Origin of the sequence: Nostoc sp. CCY0012, assembly GCF_963920855.1 — a bacterium.
GTDB lineage: Bacteria > Cyanobacteriota > Cyanobacteriia > Cyanobacteriales > Nostocaceae > Cyanocohniella.
Genome location: NZ_CAWUDM010000007.1, coordinates 70,400 through 92,832, shown reverse-complemented (window position 1 = coordinate 92,832; position 22,433 = coordinate 70,400). Strand labels below are relative to the sequence as shown.

Annotated in this window: 11 protein-coding genes; 8 read left to right on the top strand and 3 right to left on the bottom strand. The window is 40.5% G+C overall.

Features of this window, described 5'->3' with window-relative positions:
- The first annotated feature begins 12 nt into the window (after nucleotides 1–12).
- Nucleotides 13–897: a hypothetical protein gene (locus tag ACM0OS_RS03295; protein ID WP_414541723.1), complete on the top strand. Its 885-nt coding sequence runs from the start codon at nucleotides 13–15 to the stop codon at nucleotides 895–897.
- Nucleotides 813–1,313, top strand: coding sequence for a hypothetical protein (locus ACM0OS_RS03290; protein ID WP_414541722.1), 501 nt, complete (start codon nucleotides 813–815; stop codon nucleotides 1,311–1,313). The genes ACM0OS_RS03295 and ACM0OS_RS03290 overlap by 85 nt, the downstream gene beginning before the upstream one ends.
- Nucleotides 1,314–1,402: 89 nt before the next feature.
- Here the strand turns inward: ACM0OS_RS03290 and ACM0OS_RS03285 are convergent, their stop codons facing one another.
- Nucleotides 1,403–2,155 (bottom strand): antirestriction protein ArdA, encoded by a 753-nt coding sequence (locus tag ACM0OS_RS03285; RefSeq protein ID WP_414541721.1) that lies wholly within the window; start codon nucleotides 2,153–2,155, stop codon nucleotides 1,403–1,405.
- 303 nt (nucleotides 2,156–2,458) lie between these two features.
- On the opposite strand from ACM0OS_RS03285, the gene ACM0OS_RS03280 reads away from it, so the two are divergent.
- The gene (locus ACM0OS_RS03280; protein ID WP_414541720.1) at nucleotides 2,459–2,653 is read left to right on the top strand and encodes a hypothetical protein; all 195 of its coding nucleotides are present in this window, start codon (nucleotides 2,459–2,461) and stop codon (nucleotides 2,651–2,653) included.
- A gap of 163 nt (nucleotides 2,654–2,816) precedes the next feature.
- Here the strand turns inward: ACM0OS_RS03280 and ACM0OS_RS03275 are convergent, their stop codons facing one another.
- Nucleotides 2,817–3,131 (bottom strand): phospholipase D-like domain-containing protein, encoded by a 315-nt coding sequence (locus ACM0OS_RS03275; protein ID WP_414541719.1) that lies wholly within the window; start codon nucleotides 3,129–3,131, stop codon nucleotides 2,817–2,819.
- Between the two features lie 284 nt (nucleotides 3,132–3,415).
- Between ACM0OS_RS03275 and ACM0OS_RS03270 the strand changes: the two genes are divergently transcribed.
- From ACM0OS_RS03270 to ACM0OS_RS03255, 4 genes are read left to right on the top strand one after another with little or no spacing between them, the layout of a single operon-like run.
- Nucleotides 3,416–6,283, top strand: a complete 2,868-nt coding sequence (locus tag ACM0OS_RS03270; protein ID WP_414541718.1) for a DEAD/DEAH box helicase — start codon at nucleotides 3,416–3,418, stop codon at nucleotides 6,281–6,283.
- Complete coding sequence (locus tag ACM0OS_RS03265) at nucleotides 6,280–11,112, top strand: Eco57I restriction-modification methylase domain-containing protein (protein WP_414541717.1); 4,833 nt, start codon at nucleotides 6,280–6,282, stop codon at nucleotides 11,110–11,112. Before ACM0OS_RS03270 ends, ACM0OS_RS03265 begins: the two co-directional genes overlap by 4 nt.
- Nucleotides 11,109–17,435, top strand: coding sequence for a DEAD/DEAH box helicase (locus ACM0OS_RS03260; protein WP_414541716.1), 6,327 nt, complete (start codon nucleotides 11,109–11,111; stop codon nucleotides 17,433–17,435). The genes ACM0OS_RS03265 and ACM0OS_RS03260 overlap by 4 nt, the downstream gene beginning before the upstream one ends.
- A gap of 38 nt (nucleotides 17,436–17,473) precedes the next feature.
- A complete protein-coding gene (locus ACM0OS_RS03255; RefSeq protein WP_414541715.1) occupies nucleotides 17,474–19,603 on the top strand; it encodes a UvrD-helicase domain-containing protein in 2,130 nt (709 codons plus the stop codon).
- A gap of 273 nt (nucleotides 19,604–19,876) precedes the next feature.
- Here ACM0OS_RS03255 and ACM0OS_RS03250 read toward each other — a convergent pair whose 3' ends face one another.
- Entirely contained in the window at nucleotides 19,877–21,739 is a 1,863-nt protein-coding gene (locus ACM0OS_RS03250; RefSeq protein WP_414541714.1) for a DEAD/DEAH box helicase family protein, read from the bottom strand.
- Between the two features lie 155 nt (nucleotides 21,740–21,894).
- On the opposite strand from ACM0OS_RS03250, the gene ACM0OS_RS03245 reads away from it, so the two are divergent.
- The gene (locus ACM0OS_RS03245) at nucleotides 21,895–22,248 is read left to right on the top strand and encodes a Spx/MgsR family RNA polymerase-binding regulatory protein (RefSeq protein ID WP_414541713.1); all 354 of its coding nucleotides are present in this window, start codon (nucleotides 21,895–21,897) and stop codon (nucleotides 22,246–22,248) included.
- Nucleotides 22,249–22,433: the final 185 nt, after the last annotated feature.

The window sequence follows — 22,433 nt, the reverse complement described above, 5'->3', positions numbered from 1 at the left end:
GATTAAATAAGTATGCCTTACACCAAAGAAGCTTTACAGAATATGTATTCTCTATCATTAGAGGATGTCTTAGCAACATTAACAGCTTGTGGACTTTCTCATGACACACAGGAATATTCTGATGCAGAGATTGAGTCTGGGTTTGATGTGGTGCGTCAGTTGTTCACCAGTGGACAAGCCTCTGATTACCAGCAGGCGACAACGCTGTTTCAACAAAGTTTAGAAAATAGCTCTTCAGAATCTAGTACAGAATCGAATTCACAATCAGGAACCGAACCCAAAAATGGCAGGAAAAAATCACGCAAGAAAATCCAATTTCCTATAGATGTTACTGAATTACTAGTTATTACTCGTGACCAGGGCTTTAAACTCACACTTTCTCAGGCTTTAATAATTCTCCAAGCCTGTGGGCTATCTGAGCAAGATGAGTATAGCTCAGATGAGTGCGATCGCTTTCTGGAAACTTGTAAATCAATCAAACAGCAAGACAAATCTTTTGAAGAAGTTATAGCTGACTTAACTGTTCAACAAACACATGAAAGCTCTGAACAACTTGAATTAGAGGCAGTCATTGAGAGTGTTAGCGAAAAAGCTGTAGCAGCAAGAGTTGATTTATCTAGTCTTGTTGACAAAATTACTGCTGTTCAAGCTCAAGATGTTCCAGAGTTAGTGCAATCACTTTATTTAAAAAATGTAGCGTTGAAGTTGCAACAAAGTGGTTCTGAAAATAATCTGTTTGTTCAACTAGAAGAACGAATTATGGCTCGAATTGAGGAAAAAAAGCAACAGAGACAAGAATTATCTGGCATGACATGGGAGACGAAACCCTTGGAGCCTTCTTCAGAGAAGCTGATGCTATCGCCCAACGTATCCGAGAATGGAACGAATACCGATTAGAACAGGAAATCGCCGCCAAAAAACGCACCCTCGACATCCAAGTAGAAAAGACTTCTGATGCTAAGGCTGTGAAATTAGCTTATCAAAAGCTGGAAAAACTGCAAGCATGGAACGAAGCTCAAAAGACACGAAAACAGCTACTTGAACAACGCTCTGAACAATTTAAATCTAATGTGTTTTGGTTTGGTCAGTGGCTAGGTTCAGGGCTTTCTGGGGTCTTTGTTTATTTAACCACTGCGGCGATGGCTGCTGTTGCTAGTCTAGCATTAGGTATTAATTTGCCTAGTATTATCGCCTGTAAAAATGACACAGGTATTTGCTATCAACTGCGTTTAAATAAATCTAGTGTGGTTCTTCCTCACCAAGTTGAGCAGGTTTTGAAAGAGTACGAACGCTCTAAAAAACGTAATCGCTAGTGATGCAAAAGTTTCTTTTAGGTATCATTGATAGTTGTCGCTATTCTTAAAAGAGAGGAAGTTTTGAAACTCCCCCTCTTTTTCATTAATTAGTGACGGTTAAAAACGTAGACTTTATTGTAACTTTCTTCTACTGAATAGTAAGAATCAATAAACCAATCACGGGCTATTGCTTCCCAGTTGATGTATATGCTAGAAACACCCATCTCTTCTAACTTTTTAATGAATCCCTGTTCTTCCAGTTGGTCATAAACAAAATCCTCTTCGGTTTTGTACTCTCCCCAGTAATGCTCTTGAAAATTTTCTACACTAGCATCAGTACTGTCATATTCATAATAAGCGGCGTAAGCTTCACCATGCTCTGATAATATTTGAGCAAGTTCCGCGAGTTTTTCTATGCTTTCGCATTCATCAAGATGAATACCATGCCAATTCTGAAAATCGTGAATTGCCCACTCTTCACAGGCTTCATAGTTGCGACAGGGCGACCAAGATAACATCCATTCAATGTCTTCTTGAATTTCGTCTGCTTCTTGTGTGCAATCTATCCACATACCGTGTAAAAAGCTATTGTTGTATGCAGATAAACAAGCCACATAAATCTGTGGTGCATCATCATCTTGACATTCGCGCTCACGTTTGGGGAATGGTAGCAAGCAGCTAGCGCCTTCTACTAGTGGGAAGTCAACACCAGCTAGACTGATTGCTAAATCTACTGCCTGTTGTTCTCGGATGGGAAAGGTTAACACATTACCCTCAAGGTGGCAGTTGTAAAGCTGTTCTGCAACTAATTGAGCTTCTAGTTCTGAGTTGAAGATTAGGGTGTTAGAAAACAAATTCATGTGTTACAATCCTCGTAGTATTTGAACTTAAAAAGAGCGCTTAAGATTGGTAGTCAGCAGCGCTCTTTTTGTTTTCTAAGGTTTTAGGTTATTGGCGCTACATCTTAAACTTCACGCTTCGGTTCGATTCCGTTACCGGGAGTCTTTTTGGCGCTCCTTTTCCTATTTCCTTATGTTATTATTATCCCGCATATATGCGGATTTGACAAGCTTTCTACGGGTATTTATTGATAAAAATAACTAATATATTGCCGCATATATGCGGGCATGGTAAATTAGTGTTAGACGAATGAGTTAAAAAATATGAGAAAAGATTATGAAACTCGCTTCCAACCGAAAGGAGTAGGAGTAAAGCATGATACTAAACCTATCTCCGTGATGCTTCCAAAAGATTTAGATACTTATGTGCGTAACAAATCTAACCGTTCCGAGTGGTTGCGGCGGGTTATAGCTGAGGCTGTGGCTAAGGAACAAGCTGAAGCTTCCCAGGAAGGTTGATTGTGAATTTTACCCAAGCGATCGCCTCCGGCACTGCGCTCCGCGCAATCGCTGCGCTTGTATATTTGTAATTCCTTCGTGAGCCAATGTGGTATAGCAGGATTGCTCAATTGCATTTTGGTACATCATAACAACAGTGGTTAAGTCTAAAGCTGAAATTGGTTTAATATTGCATGAGAGTACCTTGCTGAATTAAACATTTAATATGCTCTAGCACGTGAGTAGCTAATTCTTGACTATGAACTAAAAGCCCCATTTCCATATTTAATGTCAGGGCATATTCAGTGAGGTTAGCACTAGAAATAAACAGGTGTTTTCTATCCGCGACCGCACACTTAACGTGTAATGAACCGTAGCGCCCCTCTGAATCTGTCAACCGCTTATGTCGTGGCCAAATCAACATTTGTGCTTTGTGTGCAATTGCTCGACCAAGGGTAGCACTCGCTCCAAAAGATATTGGGTTCAAATGAGCATCCATATTCCCATTGCCATCTCCCCCGAAAAAAATCGCTCTCCTAGTTCTGCAAATCTTCTGCTACGAAAAATTACAGATTTTCTAGTTACAAAATATCGCGTACAATTTTTGTAATATCTTTAACGTTTACGCCTATAATATTACGTAATCAATACTTCTCTCAATCTCATGCACCACAGAAATTTCCAGAAGGGCAGATTTCTTATTCAGGAAAGCAAGCAGAGCAAGAAGCATTGGGCTGTGATGTACAATCACTTCCCCGTTTAGGTTAAAAAGACTAGGCTGATATGGAAACGCTTGCCCCTGGTGCGCGGATTGTTACTAGAGATGCAGAGTGGCTTGTAAAATCCACTTCAAGAACACCTAATGGTTCTGTGGTAATCGAAGTTGTAGGTGTAAGTGATTTTATTAAAGGTCGCACTGCACGGTTTGTCAAAGAATTAGAACAAGACCTAGAGGTTTTAGACCCGGAAAACACTAATTTAGTACCAGATAATACTTCTGGCTATAGGAATTCGCTGCTTTTTCTCGAAGCTCATCTCCGGCAGACTGCCCCTACTGATACTAATCTTTACATTGGTCATGAAGCAGCAATGGATGTGCTGCCTTACCAATTAGACCCAACGCTCAAAGCCCTTTCGATGCCGCGACAACGTTTGTTAATTGCAGATGCTGTTGGCTTGGGGAAAACTTTGGAAGCAGGAATTTTGGTTGCTGAGTTGATGCGTCGGGGACGAGCAAAACGCATTTTGGTTGTAACAACCAAAAGTATGCTGACTCAGTTCCAGAAAGAATTTTGGGTACGTTTTACTATACCCCTGGTACGCCTTGATTCTGTAGGTATCCAACGCATTCGCTCTCGTATCCCCACAAACCATAATCCTTTCCACTATTACGATAAAGCCATTGTCTCTGTTGATACCCTCAAACAAGACCGGGAGTATCGTACTTACATCGAGCAGGCTGAATGGGATGTAATAGTCATTGATGAAGCACATAACGTTGCTCGTCGGGGACGTGGTAGCAGTGCTTCGTTGCGTTCTAAGTTGGCTGACCGTTTAGCAAGCCGTTCCGATAGTTTAATTATGCTATCAGCCACACCCCATGATGGGCGTGCGGAAAGCTTTGCTAGCTTGATGAATATGCTCGACCCAACAGCGATCGCTAACGAGTCGAACTACACTAAGGAAGATATTCGAGATTTGTACGTCCGGCGGTTTAAGAAAGATGTTGTTGGGCAACTTCTCAAAAAATTCCCTGAACGTCAGGTTTTAGCAATCGAAACTAATGCTTCTGTAGAAGAAGAGGAAGCATTTGAAATTCTTAATAACTTAAAGCTGGCTGGGATTGACGCGAAAGCTTCCACAGGTAAGTTGTTTAAAACTACTTTGTTAAAAGCGATGCTGTCCAGCCCGATGGCTTGTTTGGAGACAGTACGTAATCGCATCAAGCGAGTAAAAAACACTGATGATCAGCATTTAAATACTGATGTTGCCGAGTTAAGGGCTTTAGAATCAGCTTTGGAAACTATTAATGATAGAAATTTTTCAAAGTATCAAAAATTATTACAATTAATCAGTACAACCGAAGCTGGGGGGTTTGCTTGGAAGGGTACAGACCCAAAAGACCGAATTGTGATTTTTACCGAGCGTTTAGAGACGATGCGCTTTCTTAGGGAGAGTTTAAAGCGCGACTTAAAGCTGAAAGAAGAAGCGATCGCTACTCTTGATGGGGGAATGCCAGATGTTGAGTTGATGGAAATTATCGAAAAATTTGGTAATGAAAAATCTCCTCTGCGGTTGGTGGTTGCTACGGATGTGGCATCGGAAGGGATTAATTTACATTATTTTTCGCACCGTCTCATACATTTTGATATTCCTTGGTCTTTAATGGCTTTGCAACAGCGTAATGGACGGGTTGACCGTTACGGACAAGAGCAACAACCGCAAATTCGTTATCTTTTGACTCGCTCGAATAACAAAAAAGTTGATGAAGCAGAGCGCATTGTTAGCGTTTTAGTTAGGAAAGACGAGCAAGCAATTAAAAATATTGGCGACCCTTCTGTTTTTATGGGGGTGTTTGATGTCGATAAAGAGGTGGAAGTGACATCAGCCGCCATAGAAGCAATTGAGCAGGGGGAAACAGCAGAAAGCTTTGATGCACGGCTGCAACCGGATAAGAAGACAGAGGATGATGATAACTGGTTTGCCAATGTGTTTGGGGATGAGCCAGAAGTGAGTGAGGAACCCCAAGCACAAGCTGCTATGCAGAAAATGCCAAGTTTATTTCCCGATGATTATCATTACACCTTGGCGGCGTTAGGTGCAGTTGATGAAGAAAATCCTTTGCAATTACGTAGTTTTGAGGAAGAGTTGTTAATCGAGTTAACAATGCCTAACGAACTGCGATCGCGTTTTGAGCGTTTACCAAGAGAAATTCAACCTGCATCCAATCAGGCATTGCGTTTGTCTGGCGATCGCAACAAAGTGATGCGCGAACTAGAGGAATCACGAAAATCTGAGGAACGCTGGCCCTCTATTCAGTATCTTTGGGAACTGCATCCGATAGTTGATTGGTTAAACGACCGTGGTATAACGCTTTTCGGTAGACATCAAGCACCCGTTATTGTTTTACCCCAACTACTGGCAAATGAGGTTGTATTTGTTATGTTAGGTATAATTCCTAACCGTCGTGGGCAACCTCTAGTCAATAAGTGGGTAAGTGTAGTGTTTCAAAATCAAAAAGTTAAGCATATAGAAGACTTTGAGGAAACGCTGCGCCGTACCGAATTTGATCGGGAGTCAATTCCCAATCAAATGTTGCCTGTTGATGAAAAACTTTTGAATTTGCGCGGGTTGGCAGTCACCGAAGCAAAAAAGAAAATGCTGGAGGAACTGAAGAAATTTGAGCATGAAATTGACATCCAATTACAGGAACAATTAAATCGTTTAAATAAGCTCAAAGGTCAACATTATCAACAATTAACAGTGCGCTTTGCAGATGGTACTCCTTTAGTTGAACAGAAAAAATCAAAAGAAGAACGCAGAATTGAGCAAATTTTTAATGACTATTGGCATTGGGTGGAGGATAGTATGACTACCGAACCTGCTCCATATATCAAAATTATTGCTGTGTTGCAGGGGGGTAGTGTATGAGCCAATTAATAGGAATTACTAACGAAAATGAGTTTTATTCCAATCACTATATTGATGCTATTCTGAAAGATGATATTAAAGGAATTGCTCAACGCTGGCGAGAAGCTGCGGCTGAAAATGAAACAAAATCTCCCCCCGAACTATTGGGAAGTTTAGCTGCATCTTATTTTAGATTTATAAATAATTTTAGCAAAGAAAAGGAGATTGCGGAACGTCTAACTTTTCAACAGCAATGGTTTTCGGAAATTTTTGGTGCTTTAGGTTATCAGATTGAACCTACTCAGCGCATTCTTGATGAAGGGCAATTACTCCCGATACTGTGTGAAGTCAAAAAAAGTAATGGAGTGCCGTTGCTTTGGATTATAGAAGCTTTACCAGAAGGCGATGATGTCATTGATATTTTAGATTTAAATTTAAATCAAGCACAAGTTACTGAAAAAGAAAATAATCAAAATAATATAAGTGCAGAATTAGTTTCGTCTGACTTTACTATAGAAGATATTGTCTCTGATTATATTTTCGCTCAAGATGAGCCACCCCGGTGGTTATTACTTGCTAGTATTCATCAAATTATTCTCATTGACCGTTTTAAGTGGAATGCATCACGGTTGTTGCGGTTTGATTTATCAGAAATTTTATCGCGCAAGGAATCGGATACACTACTTGCAACGGCGACATTACTGCATAAAGAAAATACCTGTCCTAGCGAAGGTACAGCCTTACTGGATGAATTAGATGAAAATTCTCATCGTCATGCTTTTTCTGTTTCTGATGATTTGAAATATGCCCTGAGAAAGTCAATTGAAATTTTGGGTAACGAAGCAGTTTTGTATTTAAAAACTAAGCGTAAAGAAGGGGTATTTTCTGGACAATTAGATGCAGGACAATTATCAATTGAATGTCTGCGTTATATGTACCGCTTGCTGTTTCTTTTTTACATCGAAGCACGACGGGATTTGGGTTATGCGCCGATGAATGCTGATATTTATCGGGAAGGTTATAGTTTAGAATCGCTGCGGGAATTAGAGCAAGTAGAATTACGGACAGAAGAAGATAAAAATGGTTATTTTATTAATGCTTCTCTTACCAAACTATTTGAAATAATTTGGCAAGGGTACGCACCAAGTAATGTGGGAACTCTGTATTTACCTGAAGAGAAAATTTATGATAACACTTTTGAACTTGCACCACTAAAAAGTCATTTATTTGACCCAGAACGTACCAAGCTACTGAATCGTGTCAAGTTCCGCAATAGTGTACTGCGAGACGTGATTGAATTAATGTCCCTGTCGCGGGAGGGTAAAGGTAAGCGTCGGGGACGCATTTCTTATGCACAATTGGGAATTAACCAGTTGGGTGCTGTGTATGAATCTTTACTGTGCTTCCGGGGCTTTTTTGCTGAGACTGATTTGTACGAGGTGCAGCGTGCAGCGAAAAACAGTAAAGAATCAGCTGGGGAAGATGACGAGGAAGAAGTAGAAGAAGAAACCCCCAAACGTGGAAAAAATAACTATGACGAATTGGATGTTGCTTACTTCGTCAAGTTGGAAGATTTAGAAAAATATACGACGGCGGAGCGGGTATTTAATACTGACGGTACGGCGAAAATGTGCCGCAAGGGTGAGTTTATCTATCGTTTAGCAGGAAGAGATCGCCAAAATTCTGCTTCTTATTATACGCCGGAATCGTTAACGCGCTGCTTGGTTAAGTATGCGTTGAAGGAATTGCTCAAGGATAAAACAGCCGATGATATTCTCAAGCTGAAGATTTGCGAACCGGCAATGGGGAGTGCAGCATTTTTGAACGAAGCTGTTAACCAATTAGCAGAAAAATACTTGGAGTTAAAGCAGGACGAGTTAGAGAAACGTATTCCCCATGACGAGTATTTGCAGGAAAAGCAGAAAGTCAAAATGTTTTTGGCTGACCGTAACGTGTTCGGAATTGACTTAAACCCGGTTGCTGTGGAGTTAGCAGAAGTGTCCTTGTGGTTGAATTGTATTTACAAACCGGAAAATAGGAAGGCTTTTGTACCTTGGTTTGGAGTGCAACTGCACTGCGGTAATTCATTAATTGGTGCGCGTCATCAGGTGTACAGCACTACGTTAATTCCGCGTGAGAAGAAACAACCATACTGGTATGATCACGAACCACAACGGGTGATGGTAGGGGAAAAGTTACCTGATGGGGTGGTGTTTCATTTTTTGTTGCCCGACCCAGGAATGGCGAACTATACAGATAAAGTTATCAAGTCTCTAGCACCAAACGAAATTGGAACTATAAATAACTGGCGTAAGGAATTTTGTAAAGCACTCTACGACGATTTTGATGTTGACCGTTTAGTGACATTATCTCAACGCATAGATGAACTTTGGCAGCGTCACACGGATGAATTGCGGGTAATGCGACAACGCACTACTGACCCGTTGAATATTTTTGGTTATGAAGAGGATACGCATCAGAGCAGCACTTTGGAAATCAAAGATAAGATTTTAGCACAAGAGAAATTATCTGAAGGTGTGGGTAATTCTAGCTCTTACCGACGGTTGAAATTTGTCATGGACTATTGGTGTGCGCTGTGGTTTTGGCAGATTGAAAAAGCAGATTTATTACCGTCAAGATATGAATATTTTATGGAATTGGCGGTAATTTTGGGGGAAACGGAAATGACGTTTGAACCTGAACCAGAGTTACCTTTATTTCCTGAAACTGCACTTGAGAATGAGGTGCAAAAGTTTGTTGATGATTATAAGTTTGTCAATGTTGCAAAGTTAGCGGAACGTTTTCCCAGGTTGGGGTTAGTTGCGAAGATTGCGGAGAATAAGCGTTTTTTTCATTGGGAGTTAGAGTTTGCAGATATTTTTGCTGATAATGGGGGGTTCAATTTTATTTTAGGGAATCCTCCTTGGATGAAAGTAGAATGGCAAGAAAGTGATATTTTAGGTGATGCTGAACCTATGTTTGAATTACAAAATTTTTCAGCAAGTAAGGTTGCAAAATTGAGAGAAGAATCATTTACTAAATACCCTGAACTAAAACTTGAATATTTTAGGGCTTATGAATTTTTTGATGGATACCAAAACTTCTTAAATGGATATCAAAATTATCCTCTATTAGAAGGACAAAAACCTAATTTATATAAATGCTTTATTCCACAAAGTTGGTATTATTCTAACTGTCATGGCATACAAGGTTTTATTCATCAAGAAAGTAATTATGATGATCCAAAAGGGGGAATTTTTAGAGAGTCTATTTATCCTAGATTAAAATATCATTTTCAATTTATTAATGAATTGCAGCTTTTTAAAGATGTAGATCATCATACAAAATATAGTATTAATATTTATGGGGAATTTTCAGAAAAAAATATATTTTACAATATATGTAATTTATTTATAGCTAAAACGATTGATATTTGTTTTGAGCATGATGGAGAAGGAAAAGTCCCAGGAATTAAAAACGATGAAGGTAAATGGGATGTAAGTGGGCATTCTAAGAGAATTGTTCATGTTAACCAAAAAACTTTGAGCTTATTTGCTCAACTATATGACCAAGCTAACACACCAGCCTTAAAAGCAAGACTACCTGCACTTCATTCTCAGCAATTATTAAATGTATTAGAAAAATTTGCTAAACAACCTCGTCGTTTAGCTGATTTAAATGATGGATATTTTTCTACAGTAATGTTCGATGAAACTGATGCTCAAAAAAATGGAATAATTCAGCAAAAAACTTGTTTCTCTGATTCAGTTGCAACATGGTTTCTTTCTGGCCCACACTTTTTTGTAGGCAACCCGTTAAATAAAACACCAAGAGCTATTTGTACATCTAATGGGCATTATGATCCAATAGATTTAACTCATATCCCTGATAATTATTTACCTCGGACTAACTATACTAGTCATGATGCTACTAAATATTTTAACCGAATTCCTAGTGTCTCTTGGATAGAGAAAACGGATAAAAAAAATTATAAGATCACAAAATATTATCGTTATATTTTTCGTAAAATGTTAAGTATATCAGGAGAAAGAACATTAATTAGCTGTATAATTCCAAAAGGTATTACACATACAAAAGCCTGCGTTTCTGTTGCATTTCAAGAAGAGAAAAAACTATTATATTTTGCTGCATTCAGTTGTTCTTTGTGTTATGACTTTTTCTTAAAGATAACAGGTAAAAACAATGTTACTGACGAATTAATATCACAATTTCCTTTGCTAGAAACAAATATAGAAGTATATTTACGCGCTCTTATTATTAATTGTTTAACTACTCATTATACTGAATTATGGGAAAGTAACTATACTAACCAATTTAACCAAGACACTTGGACAAAAAATAACCCACGCCTCAACAACAACTTCTTCAAAAACCTCACCCACCATTGGCAACGCAACGTTGCCCTCCGCACCGACTACGAGCGCCGCCAAGCCCTAGTCGAAATCGACGTACTTGCAGCACTAGCATTAGGGCTAACCCTGGAAGAACTGATCACAATTTACCGCGTCCAATTCCCCGTTATGCGCCAATACGAAAAAGATACTTGGTACGACCAAAACGGGCGCATTGTATTTACCATCAGCAAAGGATTTGTAGGTGTTGGCTTCCCTCGCAAAGGTAAAAAAGGCGAACAGGGATGGGAAGACATCAAAGATATGAAAACAGGTACAGTCGAACGCACAATCATCGACGACACCATGCCAGGTGGCCCCATCGAACGCACCATCATCTACCAAGCCCCCTTCGACCGTTGCGACAGAGAAGAAGACTACCACACCGCATGGGAAGCCTTTGAAAAACGCTTTGCCGAACAGGAGGTTAAATCATGATACCGTCAGTAGTTGCCTCAGAAGTTCGCGCCAGTATTGAAGATTTCCTCAAAACCGAATTTCGCCCTGCCTCCCCAGGGTTTGAAGGGCTGATACAACGCTTCTTAGCAACACCGGAAGCTGTATTTAAAGGCCCATACCTGTCTGTTGGTTTACCATTTCGCCCCGGTTCTACAGGTGCAGACTATTTCCCCGATGTACCAATGGCATTTCCTCCACACCGCCATCAGGAACAAGCCTTCGCCCGATTAAAATCACCCTACTACCAATCAACCCTCGTCGCTACGGGAACCGGTTCGGGTAAAACAGAGTGTTTTCTGTTACCAATCCTCAACCACTGCTACCAGCATGAGAGCGAACCGGGTATTAAAGCACTGCTAATTTACCCCATGAACGCCCTCGCTACCGACCAAGCAAAGCGGTTAGCAAGTCTCATTTGGCACAACCCAAAATTAAAAGGTAAGGTAACTGCTGGGTTATTTGTGGGCGAGTCGGAACGAGATCCAAAGGCGATGATGGGTGAAGATCATATCATCACCGACAAAAATATTCTGCGCCAATGTCCGCCGGACATCTTGCTAACTAACTATAAAATGCTGGACTATCTGCTGATTCGTCCTGGCGACCAACCATTATGGGTAGGAAATGCACCAGAAACCCTACGTTATTTAATAGTTGACGAAATTCACACCTTTGATGGCGCACAGGGAACCGATTTAGCTTGTTTAATCCGCCGCCTCAAAGCTAGGTTGCAAACTCCCAAACGTCATTTAGCCTGTGTTGGTACTTCTGCAACCTTGGGTGGTAGCGGTAACAAAGGGGATATGTTGAATTATGCAACTACAGTTTTTGACGAACCCTTTGGCGAAAATGCCCTAGTTGAAGAAGATAGACTTGCTTGCGGGGAATTTCTCTTTGATGCTTACATCAACCCCCTCCCCATTCCCGAACCCGATAAATTAGAAATTCTTAAAGCTGCTAACTACCAAACTATTGAGGAATATATTCGCGCCCAATATCAGTTATGGTTTGAGGAAGCAATTAGCGAACCATTTAATAGTAACGAATGGCGGGTTGAACTAGGCGATCGCTTAAAATCTCTACCTATTGTTCATAATCTACTCAAAGTTTTAGATCAAGGAGCAATTTCTCTAACCGAACTCTGGCAAAAACTCAGCCGGAAAATGCGCTTGCCAGATAGCGATGACCCAATTTATCAAGCGTCCTTATTTGATAGTTTAATCGCTTTGTGCGCCACTGCCCGCCGTCAATTGCACACTGCCCTTGCCCCTTGGGTTAATATTCGTTTGCAATTTTGGCTGCGAGAACTGCGCCGCATGGTGGGGACTGTAGAGCAAGAACCCCAATTAGTATTTGCTGACGACCAAGCATCAGAAGAAAAAGGGCGTGTCCTGCCTGTGATACACTGTCGGGACTGTGGTAGTACAGGATGGGGAGGATTAAGGCAGCAAGCAACGAACCATAAAATAGCTTGTGACCTGCGGGACTTCTATAAAGCTTACTTCTCAAACGACCCATTAATTACCTATGTTTTTCCCAACCAAGATAAAAATAACGATAGAGGTTGGTTATCTTGGCAACTTTGTACCGAATGTCTAACCCTTAACCGCACAGATGTCCCTAGTTGTTATAGGTGCGCTAGCCAGGAATTTATTCCAGTTATCGAACCAGACCAAGATACGATTGTTCGCACGATAAAAACCAAAAACGGCAATTCCCGGCGCATTTCTAACCATGATTGCCCCTTCTGTGGTAGTAAAAATGGTTTAGCAATCCTTGGTTCTCGTGCTGCAAGTTTAGCTAGTGCCGCAATTGGTACTTTGTTTTCATCAGCTTACAACGATGATCGCAAACTAATTACTTTTTCCGACTCTGTACAAGACGCAGCACACCGTGCAGGCTTTTTTGAAACTCGCACCTTCCGCACTACCTTGAGAACCGCCCTACGCCAGCACCTTGATAACAAAGCAACAGCATGGAATTTAGCGGATATTCGGGCTGACTTTTATCAATATTGGCGGAATCAAATTGGTAACGATGGTGATTATATTGCCACCTTTATGCCCTCAGATTTGCAATGGCTGCGGGAATGGGAAGAATTACAACAAGCAGGAACAGCAAAACCCAGCCTTGTTGACCTAATTAATAGACGACTGGATTGGGAAGTAGTTGCAGAAATTGGTTTGCGGACAAATTTGGGAGCTTCGCTGGAACGCACGGATACTTGTGCAGTTTTTCTCGATAGTAATTTGCTTAACCCTGCCTGCTTAAGCCTACTCGAACAACTTCGCAACGAAATCGGCGGGCTGGAAAACCTTGACCAAGACACCCTACACCGTTTCCTTTTGGGTTTAATTTCCCATCTACGGCTACAAGGCGGTATTTTGCATTCGATGGCAGAAAACTATATTGAAAGTGGCGGTCAAACCTTCCGATTGCAGCAACCATTATTTATGCCTGGTTTTGGCCCTTCCTCCCTTGCACCCGTTTATTTTGTCCAAAATGGTAGTGTTCCCCGCTTTGAAACCTTAGTCCGACCATCAGGAAAAGTAACTTGGTGTGAAAATTGGGCTTTTAAGCTATTTTCTAGCTACACGCCATTGATTGTCGCCCAGGTAGAAAACCTCTACAACCTAGTTTTAAATCAACTGGTGGCTCATCAGATTTTTGGAGTGAGGGAAACACGTAATAACGCAAAAGTCTGGGGTATTGAACAAACAGCATTATACTTAGATACTACAGCCCATCACCTCGAATGTGACAAATGCGGTCACAGTATTACGGCTTCCCCTGAAGAATTAAGGCTATGGACGGATACACCATGTATGCGTCCCAAGTGTACCGGTAAATATCAACCATCTGAACGAAAAACCCGCGATTTTTACCGCAATTTATATTCTAAAGGTCGAGTGTGGCGCATTTTTGCTAGAGAACACACAGGGCTATTAGAAAGAGATGTCCGCGAAGAATTAGAAAATCGCTTTATCACAGGTCGCCACCGCTACGACCCAAATCTTCTTTCTGCTACTTCAACATTGGAAATGGGGATTGATATTGGTACGCTTTCCTCTGTTTTATTATGTTCCGTTCCTCCCGCCCAAGCAAACTACCAGCAGCGTATTGGTCGTGCAGGTCGTCGAGATGGGAATGCTTTTATCGCCGCGATCGCCAACGGTACTCCCCATGACTTGTATTTTTGGGCTGATCCAATGTTAATGATTGCAGGTGGGGTGGATACTCCCGGTTCTTACCTCGATGCTTCAGCAATTTTACAACGCCAACTCACTGCTTACTGTCTCGACCGTTGGGTGTCCCAAGGTGTTACTCCAGAGCAACTCCCCGAACGATTTGGGACTGTTTTAGATAGCGTCCAGCAACGTGATTTAACTCGCTTTCCTTATACATGGCTGAGTTTTATTGAAAACCAACAGTTAGAACTTCTGCAAGATTTTCTCGACCTCTTCCAAAATCAAATATCCACCCGCAGCGCCGAACAGTTAAAAATATTTATTGAGAAAGGCGAGAACGATGAAGGGGGACTGCGTTGGCACATTGTCAACCGCTTGCAGGAAGTAGTGGAAGAACGCCGTCGCTTGAAAAACCAGAGTGATACTTTACGGCGACGGATCAAAGATAAAGAAAAAGCTGCCAAGAGTGAAAATCATGAAGAAGAACTAGCCGAACTCCACCGCGAACGAGGGGGGTTGATGGAGTTAGCCAAAAATATCAGCGATAAAAACACCTTCAACTTTTTTACCGATGAAGGGTTGCTACCCAATTATGCCTTCCCCGAACCCGGCGTAATCCTGAAGTCAATTATTTGGCGACAAAAAAATATTAAAGGGGATGGTGCATCTGGGAAGTACGAAACCTTTACCTTTGAGTACGAACGTCCTAGTGCGATCGCGTTGCGAGAACTTGCTCCTTCTGGTGTATTTTACGCTGAGGGGAACCGTGTCAAAATTGACCAAATCGACTTAAACATTTCCAAAATTGAAGAGTGGCGATTGTGTAGAAACTGTTCTTACGCTGCTGCCACTATTTTAGATGCAGCCAAAGAACCCGCTTGTCCGCGCTGTGGGGACAGAATGTGGTTGGATGCAGGACGCAAGCGCAAAATGATTCGTCTGCGCCAAGTTATAGCGACCACTAACGCTAGAGAAAGCCGGATTGGTGATGATAAAGATGAGCGCCAACCAGCATTTTTCACTCAACAGATGCTGGTAGATTTTGAACCAGAAGCAAGGGAAAAAACCTTTGTAATTAAAAATGATGAATTTCCCTTTGGTTTTGAATTTATTTCACGAGTCACCTTCCGAGAAGTAAATTTTGGGGAGGGTAATTCCCAATCTGAAAACTTTGAAGTCGCTGGTGTTAACCGTCCCCGTCCTGGTTTTCGGATTTGTCGCCATTGCGGTAAAGTTCAAACTGACCCGGAAAAACCAGAACACGCCTTGACTTGTTCCCGCCGTGAAAGTAGCAATGAAAACGATTTTACCGATATTTTATACTTGTTTAGACAATTTGAATCAGAAGCAATCAGGATATTGCTACCTGTAGATACTTTAACTTCTGATAAAAAATTACATTCATTTATTGCAGCCCTGCAACTAGGGTTAAAACAATACTTTAAGGGGAAAGTAGACCACCTCAGAACCCTTATTAGTCACGAACCGCAAGAAAATACGCCTAGCTTGTTACGCAAACCCTTTCTATTTTTATATGACACCATTCCTGGTGGTACCGGATATCTACGCGAATTACTACGAGATCCAAATAACTTTTTCTCGGTGTTTGAAAAAGCACTAATTATTTTACGTGCTTGCGATTGCAATGATGGCTGTTATAACTGCTTATACGGCTATCGTAATAGTTTTGACCAAGACCAAACCAGCCGCAGGACAGCAATTGATTTACTTAATACTATTGTTAGCCATCGACATCAATTAACTGAAACTCAAGGAGCGCTTTCTCAAGTTAAGCTTAATGCCTTATTTGACAGCATCCTTGAGCTACGTTTAATTGAAGCATTACGACGCTACCGCCATAATAACGAACCGACCATTGTTCGCAAAGAAATAGTTAACGGAAAAGCTGGTTATTTTATTAGAATTGGTAATCAAGATTGGAATGTTGAACCACAGGTAGAACTTGGCAGAAATGAAGGGGTTGAAGTTCGTAGTCTAGCCGATTTTGTCTTTTATCCTGCTAAAAATACAACAGCAATTAAACCAATAGTCGTTTTTACCGATGGCTGGCAATACCATGCACACCGCATTGCTGAAGATTTCCTCCAACGTATGGCAATTGCCAAAAGTAATAGATATCACGTTTGGTCTTTAACTTGGGGAGATGTAGAATCGCAGTTTTCTAATAAGCAAGCTGATTTTTATATTGACCTTTTAGAAGTCGGTATTAGTCAGCAGTTTAAGGCTAAAGAAAGCACGTTATATGAAAAATATCGATGCAGTGAATTACGGCTTGTTGCTCAGAAAAATAGTTTTATTTGGTTAACCAATTTTCTAGTTAACCCAAATAGAGATTTATGGAAAAACTTTGCTCTGATGAGAACATCGGCTCAATTTGATAATGTTCGTTTCAGCCAGCAAGATGCTCGTCAATCTTGGGCAGAAGCAGTATTAAGTAAAACTAATGTCTCAGTTATAGATGCATTTAAACCAATAGAAAATGGCAAAATGTTAGGTTTAGTCGATCTGATTATAAATAGCGACAAGATTTGGGCAAGTATTTACCTTTCTGTAGATGGTAAACGTCATTCATCTTTCGATAGTGCTGGTTCATTTGTCGTTATTTATTTGGATGATAAAACAATAGAAGCTGAAAAAGAATTACAAAAAACTTGGGGAGGAGTTTTACGGTATTTCAATATTTTACAATTTCTTGACCATAGTTACGTTGTGACTGCTCTAGGTAATGACAATGGTTTAAATTCTGCATTAGTACCTCCCAAAGGAAACCAGAATCAATCTCAACCAACAGTTCAATATAATATAACAGCTTGGCAAAAGCTAGAGGAACTAGTTTTTGATGAGACAACATTAGAATTGTTGCACTATATGCAAGAGCATAACTGGGATTTACCAGAGGTCGGTTATGAGTTAATGGATAGTAATGAAGTTATTATTACTGAGGCTGAATTAGCTTGGTCGAGTTATAAATGTGCTGTTCTAATAGAAGGAGATAATAGTTTAAAGCTATTTAAATCAGCCGGATGGCAGGTAGCTACTATCGCCGAAGTTATGGCAAATCCAGAAACATTTCGCAGTCAATATATCAATTAATGATTAACTAAATATAAAAGCATAAAGGAAGTAATTATATGTTAAATCATCAACTAAAACTAGCAATATCAGCAGATTTCCTTGACGCTTTTAGTAGGCTACCCCGACAAATTCAGGGTAAAACAAATGTATTTTTGGAAAAGTTCAAGAAAGACCCAACTAGTTCTAGTATTAATTATGAGTCAATTAGCGGCAGAGATTCTCGATTAAAATCTGTTCGCATTGACTTATCGTATAGAGCTATTGTTTTCAAACCCGATAAAGGCAATACCTATATTCTTCTGTGGGTTGATAACCATGATGATGCTTATAATTGGGCGCAACGCCGAGTGTGTAAAATCAACCCAGAATCCGGTGCATTACAAATTATAGACATTGAAGAAGCAAGCGCAATTGAAGCAGAAATTTCGAGTCGTAAAGTACCAGAAATTCCCGGTCGATTTGATAACATATCAGACAAATATTTACTACGGCTTGGCGTTCCCAATGAATTATTGGGTGCAATTCGCGCAGTTGTAACCGACGAAGATATCGATCAATTAGTCTCTAAGCTACCCGAAGAAGCTGCTGATGCTGTACTGATGTTAGGCGCTGGGTACTCCATCGAAGAAATCCTCGCAGCACAAGATAAAAACCGCGAACAGACTATCGACACAGACAACATTGATGCCGCTCTAGAAAAAGACGATAGCAAACGCCGCTTCCGAGTTGTTGAAAACGAAGCAGAACTGTTAGAAATTCTGGCTGCACCGCTAGAAAAATGGCGCGTATTTCTCCACCCCAGCCAAAGACGTTTGGTTGAACGCGACTGGAAAGGGCCAGTACGAGTATTAGGTGGTGCAGGAACTGGGAAGACAGTTGTAGCAATGCACCGTGCTAAATGGCTGGCAGAAAATCGGTTTACAAATTCAGGCGATCGCATTTTATTTACGACCTTTACCCGCAACCTTGCAGTCGATATTGAGGCTAACTTACGTAAAATTTGCTCTCCTGAAACCATGCGCCGCATACGAGTTGAAAATATTGACGCTTGGGTAACATCATTTCTAAAAAGTGAAGGAGTCAGCGCTAAAATTGTTTACGATGACCAAGTGGCAGAACTTTGGGACAAAGCTTACGAATGTAAACCTGAATCTCCATCGCTAACCCTTGCTTTTTATAAAGACGAATGGCGTGAGGTAATTCAAGCTAATAAAATTACAAACTTCAAGCAATACCTAACAGCTACCCGAACTGGACGCGGTACAAGACTCAACCGAGCCGAACGAGCCGCTATTTGGGTTGTTTTTGAAGAATATCGCTCTTTACTTCAGCAAAAAGGATGGAAAGAAAGCGAAGATGCAATGCGTGATGTTTGTAGTTTACTACAAAATAAACCAGGGGAAACCTTACCTTTCAAAGCTGTAATCGTGGATGAAGCTCAAGATATGAGCGATGCAGTTTTCTCACTAATTAGGGCAATAGTTCCACCTAAAGATAATGGCAATGATATTTTTCTAGTTGGCGACCCTCACCAACGCATTTACGGTCGTAAAGTTGTTCTTAGTCGCTGCGGTATTGATATTCGTGGCCGCTCCCACAAATTGAGAATTAACTACCGTACAACAGACGAAACTAGGAAGTGGGCAACAAAGGTACTAGATGGAGTTACTGTTGATGACTTGGATGGAAATCAAGATGACTTAAAAGGATACCGCTCGCTACTTCATGGCGATGAGCCAACTGTTCAAGGGTTTTCTAATTTTGATGAAGAGATTGGTTTTATCAAACAATATCTTCAGCAGTTAGAAAATGGCGAGAATTCTTTATCCAACACTTGTATTGTGGTACGTACTAACCACTTAGTTAAACAGTACATCTCTGCTCTTAATCAATTAGGGATAAAAACACAGGAAATTAAACGTAGTCAACCTGATAATCTATCTCAAATAGGTGTTCGTATCGCTACTATGCATCGAGTTAAAGGGCTGCAATTTAACTATGTTATTTTAGCAGGAATTAATGAAGGTTTTTTGCCTTTAAAATCAGCTTTATCAAATGCTTTTGATAAAGCTACATCTAATGCGCTAATTAGTTCCGAACGTTCTCTAATTCATGTAGCAGCTACTCGCGCCAAACAGTGTGTTGTGGTTAGCTACTATGGAAAGCCTAGTCCTTTATTACCATAAAACGGATTATCACCAAGTTTTATTAGGAGAGCGATTTTTTTCGGGGGAGATGGGCAAGAATTAACCAAGGGGTTTAAACATTAATCATCATAGAAGTGTCTCAAAAAGTACAGTTTCTGAGACACGTTGGGGGGAAAGCTTTGTTGACAAGGATTTGAAGGTAATAATACAAAACCTCGTTTTTGCTATGTATTTTGGGAGATATGGTAGGGTGTTTGAATCAAGATTTCATAGGATTAGTTGATGCTGCTCTCAAGCTGCATTTAGGTTTAGTCAAGGGATCTTAGCTGTATCTAGCTGAGTAATCCACTGATTGATTTGGTTGCGTTTATCACCACTTAGCCTTGATGCTGCTATTTTAACAGATGTTTTTTGATAAATTTTCCATAAAGAAGAAAACATTTCAATGTCTTGACAAGCTTCCAAATACTCCGCTATTAATCCTAAATTTTCTTCAGTCAACCATTCCTGAGTTTCATTTTCATACTTGTCTTTCATTCTTTTAAAAAAGTCTTTTTCTCGGCTAGATAACCTACTCCAAATAACTTTTTTCACATTGTCTGGACGATGAGACATAATTTTGGTCACGTCTTCCCATTCACGAGCGTGGCGAACCCGATATGCTAAAAATTCTATGCTCGACTCAAATATTTCTTCTGGACACTCAATTAACTGAATAGCGTAAATTAATTCTGTCAAATTTACTTCTTGGCAATTAAAAAACCAGTTGATAATTGTGGAACTATAAAAAAATAATCTTTTTTCTTGGTTTCTAAACTTGCGCTTTTTGGCTTCAATAATTGGGCGCAGTAAAACGGAACGGACTTCAGGCGGAACTTCTTTAAATTCAATATCAGAGTTAGAAACAATTACTGGCACCCCCTCATTTTCGGTGAGAGAAGATTCTTCTAATACCCATTTAAAAGATTTACCGCAATTAGGACAATCTACTTCATATTGGATGACAAACTCTGCTGTTTGAGAATTAAAGTATTCTTTGGTACGAATTAAAGCTGCCATTGGTTTAAAAACATGGTGACAGTGCGGGCAGCATCTCACCCCTTGGGTATCTGGGTCACAGGATACTGGGTCTAGACTCCATTTTCTGTTGTCACAGGGACGGCCCAGCCTAAACCAGTTATCAGTCATATCTAGGATAATTGCATAATCTTTTCCCGGTGCAGGACGTAAGATTCTACCAATCATTTGCAGCCAGAGAGTAACACTGCTAGTAGGTCGAGCAATCACCACCGCCCCAGAGTCAGGGCAATCAAATCCCTCCGTCAGAATTGCACAATTGCTAATAACCTGTGTTTGACCACTACGAAATCTATCTAAAATTGCTTTACGTTCATTATTGGGTGTATCTCCATCAAGATGTTCACAGGTAATGCCATCAGCATAAAATACTGCGGTAATCTCTTTAGAGTGCATGACGTTGACTGCAAAAATAACTGTCTTTTTACCAGCACAAAAATTTTTCCACTGCTTCAAAACTTCAGATGGTTTGTAGTCAGAAGCAACTGCTTCTAATTCTTTTCTAGTAAAGTCGCGTTTTTTAGGAACTTTATGCTGAGAATATTTAAAACCTGCTATCAATTTGTAGTCTGTTAAGTATCCAAGAGCTATTAATTCCTTAGTGGTAATTGAGCCAATTAGGTGGTCGAAAATATCTCGCAATCCATAACCATCTTCACGTCTTGGTGTGGCAGTCAGTCCTAAAATGAGCGCATCTGGATAAGCATCTAGCAATTTACGGTAACTATTAGCTGAAGAATGGTGAGCTTCATCAATAATGACAAGCTTTGCAGGAGGGTAAGTTTTGCGACTAGAAAGAGTTTGAATACTTGCTACCTGAATTAACGAATCAGTAGGCTTGTATTTTGCTTTGATAATGCCTGGTTGTACTTTTGTGGTTGCTTCCAGTTTCTCAACCGCCTGGATAATAAGCTCTTCCCTATGAGCAACTACCAACACACCCATTCCTTGGTCTGTAAACTGAGATGCCACAGCTGCAAAAATAATAGTCTTGCCACCACCCGTGCTTAGTTGCAGCAATACTTTTCTAATTCCAGAAGACCAAGCTGCTGACGTTTTTGAAACTAAATCCTGTTGGTAATCGCGCAGACTAAACACGGTTTGGCAGTATTTGTAAATTTATTTACCATTGTTCTATTTTGCCACGATGACCCCTAGAACAAGCCTTTCTAGACTCTATTTCCGTTTTCGCGCAGATTTCGGTTCAATAGCTATATATATAGATGTCATGGAAACTGTTGATTAATATTATTATGTCCCTTCAAGTTTACGGTATCCCCAACTGCGGCACTTGCAAAAAAGCTTTTACCTGGCTGCAAAATCACAGCATTGACTATGAATTCATTAACACCAAAGAAACGCCGCCAACTCGTGACATGATTCAAAACTGGGTGAAGTCCTTGGGTTTTGCTCCCATGCGGAATACCTCCGGCCAGTCATACCGCGCTTTAGGTGATGAAAAAAAGAGTTGGACTGACGAACAGTGGATTGATGCCTTCGCTGTTGATGCAATGCTGCTCAAGCGTCCGCTTTTCGTTAAAAATGGAACAGCCGTGCTGGTAGGTTTCAAAGATGAGGCAGTAGCTAGAGAAAAATTAGGGCTTTAATCTCCAAACCTCACTCCCACTCAGATGCATTCAGAAAATCCCTGCCCCGAAACAAATTTTGGGGCAACCCCTCAAAGAGAGGTTGAGCTGTAGGGCGTGCTATGGCTTTAGGGCTTTACGCTTTAGCGATCGCTATTTTGCTGGTTGTTGTCAATGCCTTACATCTTTGAGCTGATTGGTGGGAA

Bases quoted from the DNA above. Each gene is read 5' to 3' on its own strand.
- ACM0OS_RS03295 (WP_414541723.1), top strand. From the start codon at position 13: ATGCCTTACACCAAAGAAGCTTTACAGAATATGTATTCTCTATCATTA.
- ACM0OS_RS03290 (WP_414541722.1), top strand. From the start codon at position 813: ATGGGAGACGAAACCCTTGGAGCCTTCTTCAGAGAAGCTGATGCTATC.
- ACM0OS_RS03285 (WP_414541721.1), bottom strand. From the start codon at position 2,155: ATGAATTTGTTTTCTAACACCCTAATCTTCAACTCAGAACTAGAAGCT.
- ACM0OS_RS03280 (WP_414541720.1), top strand. From the start codon at position 2,459: ATGAGAAAAGATTATGAAACTCGCTTCCAACCGAAAGGAGTAGGAGTA.
- ACM0OS_RS03275 (WP_414541719.1), bottom strand. From the start codon at position 3,131: ATGGATGCTCATTTGAACCCAATATCTTTTGGAGCGAGTGCTACCCTT.
- ACM0OS_RS03270 (WP_414541718.1), top strand. From the start codon at position 3,416: ATGGAAACGCTTGCCCCTGGTGCGCGGATTGTTACTAGAGATGCAGAG.
- ACM0OS_RS03265 (WP_414541717.1), top strand. From the start codon at position 6,280: ATGAGCCAATTAATAGGAATTACTAACGAAAATGAGTTTTATTCCAAT.
- ACM0OS_RS03260 (WP_414541716.1), top strand. From the start codon at position 11,109: ATGATACCGTCAGTAGTTGCCTCAGAAGTTCGCGCCAGTATTGAAGAT.
- ACM0OS_RS03255 (WP_414541715.1), top strand. From the start codon at position 17,474: ATGTTAAATCATCAACTAAAACTAGCAATATCAGCAGATTTCCTTGAC.
- ACM0OS_RS03245 (WP_414541713.1), top strand. From the start codon at position 21,895: ATGTCCCTTCAAGTTTACGGTATCCCCAACTGCGGCACTTGCAAAAAA.